Annotated in this window: 3 protein-coding genes and 3 pseudogenes; 3 read left to right on the top strand and 3 right to left on the bottom strand. The window is 48.3% G+C overall.

Annotated elements, in window-relative coordinates; genetic code table 11:
* Positions 1-411: 411 nt before the first annotated feature.
* A pseudogene (locus ABZJ92_RS21330) lies at positions 412-549 on the bottom strand (transposase domain-containing protein); the annotation flags it as partial.
* 62 nt (positions 550-611) lie between these two features.
* Here ABZJ92_RS21330 and ABZJ92_RS21325 point away from each other — a divergent pair.
* On the top strand, positions 612-794 hold the full coding sequence (locus tag ABZJ92_RS21325; RefSeq protein ID WP_001016348.1) for a EutP/PduV family microcompartment system protein: 183 nt from the start codon (positions 612-614) through the stop codon (positions 792-794).
* A gap of 100 nt (positions 795-894) precedes the next feature.
* Here ABZJ92_RS21325 and ABZJ92_RS21320 read toward each other — a convergent pair whose 3' ends face one another.
* Complete coding sequence (locus tag ABZJ92_RS21320) at positions 895-1224, bottom strand: DUF496 family protein (protein WP_000450409.1); 330 nt, start codon at positions 1222-1224, stop codon at positions 895-897.
* Positions 1225-1395: 171 nt separating this feature from the next.
* Positions 1396-1689 (bottom strand): annotated as a pseudogene (locus tag ABZJ92_RS21315) (hypothetical protein); the annotation flags it as partial.
* A 75-nt stretch (positions 1690-1764) separates the two neighbouring features.
* On the opposite strand from ABZJ92_RS21315, the gene tnpA reads away from it, so the two are divergent.
* Both tnpA and tnpB read left to right on the top strand, forming a co-directional pair.
* Complete coding sequence (tnpA, locus tag ABZJ92_RS21310) at positions 1765-2439, top strand: IS66-like element accessory protein TnpA (protein ID WP_001088287.1); 675 nt, start codon at positions 1765-1767, stop codon at positions 2437-2439.
* A pseudogene (gene tnpB / locus ABZJ92_RS21305) lies at positions 2436-2606 on the top strand (IS66 family insertion sequence element accessory protein TnpB); the annotation flags it as partial. The gene tnpA and the pseudogene tnpB, both read left to right, overlap by 4 nt.
* Between the last annotated feature and the right edge of the window lie 78 nt (positions 2607-2684).

The following is a 2684-nucleotide window of genomic DNA, read 5'->3' as shown; positions in this document are numbered from 1 at the left end:
TGCTTCCATCGGAAACGATGATCTGGCAGCCTGAGTTCACAGATAAAACACTCTCCAGGAAACCCGGGGCGGTTCAAATAGCAATGTCTGTCGCACAACAACCACAATGTCACAAATAAAAAATGAGAATAACCAGTTCCCTGAAGGCGACGTAGCCCGGTACAAGAGTAACCCACGTTAGCGCTTGGCGACGGCGGAACAAAGCTGATTCGCGACGTAAGAAAGTGGCAGGCTCATATGACGGACCTCTGTAATGCGGTATCCAACCCGCGAATATCAGCATGATTCACCGTCGGATTTACTGCTACGTCGCCCTCAGGGAATTAAACCTAAAAAGAAAATCGTCAAAATTAGAGATTCCGGTTTGACACGGAAAGTCATATCAGCGTCAACGGAGCACCGTATTGACGCTTATTTATTGGTGAGAACTACGTTCCATGGCAGGAGTTCGTCAACACGGTTGGAGGGCCATTCAGGCAGTATGCTCAGAATATGGCGCAGATACGCTTCCGGATCGATACCGTTCAGACGGCAGGTGCCTGCTTTTCCGGCAACAAGCAGGAATCTCAGCGCTGAAGCAGGAATTAGAGGTAAAAACGCCCTACCGGGCCATGAATCACCCGGTCATTGGAGTAGTAACCAAAGCAGATTTAGCCAGCATGGAACAAATATCTTTGGTGAAAAGTTGGTTACGGGAAGCTGGAGCGCACAACGTGTTAGTAACCAGTGCAGTTAATAACAATGGAGTTACAGAACTTTTTGCCTTGCTGCATACAGAAGAAGGCTGTTGTTAATTTCGATTGGTTCTCAGATGAGAATGATGACGGTGATACACAGATAAGAATCAATGAGCAATGAGGGTTGCCGGGCAACCCTCATTGAATAAAACGGGAATTACTTCGCTTCGCCGTTTTTCATTTCGCCCATAGCTTTCAGCTTTTTGGAGATATCGCGGCGTTCTTTGGAGAGCTCGGCATTTTTGATGATGTAATCGTCAACGCGATCTTCATAGTCACCTTTCATGCTGGCGATGATGCCCTGGATTGCTTCAACGCTCATCCCTGGCTTGATGTAATCGCTCAGGTTGTCCAGCAACAGGACGCGCTTCTGGTTGTCACGGATCTTTTTCTCAACGTCCTGAATTTCACGTTGCAGTTTGTTCTTACGACGGAACAGACGAACAAATTCCAGTACGTCCTGGAATGAAGGCTTGGTAGTTTCCATTTTTATACCCCTGATAATGTGAGAGTCGGATTCGTTTAAGCAACCGCTATTCGTTAGGGCCAACATTACTCATAGCTGCCGCAGATGACAATGCTTTTATCCCTTTTCACTATCATACCCTTTATCCTTGCTGAATCGAAGCAGCAGCAAGATGATTCTGAAGTTCAGGAATTATTTGCGCAAGGCCCGGCAAATCAGATTCGATAGCAACTCAAGCTGATGTGCCGTTTCCATGTTCAGCCACACATAACCATAGATTGGTGTTTCCACGACTTTCAGGTCATGGTGGTTATCGAGCAACTGACGCAGCTCTTCCACAGCATCGTTCAATTTTTCCGTATTGGCAAAAACCGGCTGCGGATTACCTTCGTACAGCGCATGAACAAGGCTCAGCAGTATTTGCTGCATCATGTGCTGGGTATCACAAAGTTTTTGCGCGTTCAATAACACGAAATGGCGTAAGCGCCCCATCAGCGACGTCTTGTGAAAATTGTCCTGTCTGGCAACAATCGCGCCCATCTATATTGATGGACACGAACGATGAATTCCCAGACAACAAAAGATATTCCCTGCTTCCGTTCTTATTTGCCTGATGCCCTGCGTTTAAGATTTGAAGATAAACTGACCATCCGGGCCATCGCTCAGCGTCTGGGTCTCAGTCATTCCACAATACATACGCTTTTTCAGCGATTTCTTGCATCCGGTATCGCATGGCCATTGCCCGATTCAGTTTCATTCGCTCAACTTGACGCCATCCTTTATGCCAACAGAAAGAAGGAATTAACAGAGCCTCAAATCAGAGAAGGCTCATGGCGAAAAGAACGGCGAACCAGCTATAGCCGTGAATTTAAGGTCCGTCTGGCTAAGCAGGCATTACAGCCTGGGGCTGTTGTTGCCCGGATCGCCAGAGAACACGATATCAATAATAACCTGCTGTTTAAATGGAAAAGCCAGTACGAGGACGGCTTACTGAGCGATGATGACATACAGGAATGCATGCCTGTCCCGGTGGCACTGACTGATACGCCGGAGCCGACCAGACCAGTTACAAATCCCTTCTGGCGTAACAAGCATGATGAGCGCCCTGAGGGGGCTCCCGGAAACGTCCCACGGTGCGAGCTGCATCTTAAATCAGGTGTGGTAAAACTGTTTGACCCTCTCACTCCGGAACTGTTACGGGCGCTAATCCGCGAAATGAAAGGGGGTATCCGATGATAACGCTGCCGACCGGTACCAAAATCTGGATCATCGCTGGCATCACAGATATGCGTTGTGGCTTCAATGGCCTGGCTTCGAAGGTGCAGAACACGCTGAAAGATGACCCGTTCTCCGGGCATATCTTCGTCTTCCGGGGCCGCAGTGGCAAAATGGTGAAAATACTGTGTGAACCGCCCCGGGTTTCCTGGAGAGTGTTTTATCTGTGAACTCAGGCTGCCAGATCATCGTTTCCGATGGAAGCA

The sequence above is a fragment of the Shigella sp. FJ200513 genome (assembly GCF_040495915.1).
GTDB lineage: Bacteria > Pseudomonadota > Gammaproteobacteria > Enterobacterales > Enterobacteriaceae > ECMA0423.
This window is presented reverse-complemented; position numbering and strand designations above follow the sequence as displayed.

What these genes read in the sequence shown, in the direction of transcription:
- ABZJ92_RS21325 (WP_001016348.1), top strand. Translation starts at nt 612, where the DNA reads ATGAATCACCCGGTCATTGGAGTAGTAACCAAAGCAGATTTAGCCAGC.
- ABZJ92_RS21320 (WP_000450409.1), bottom strand. Translation starts at nt 1,224, where the DNA reads ATGGAAACTACCAAGCCTTCATTCCAGGACGTACTGGAATTTGTTCGT.
- tnpA (WP_001088287.1), top strand. Translation starts at nt 1,765, where the DNA reads ATGAATTCCCAGACAACAAAAGATATTCCCTGCTTCCGTTCTTATTTG.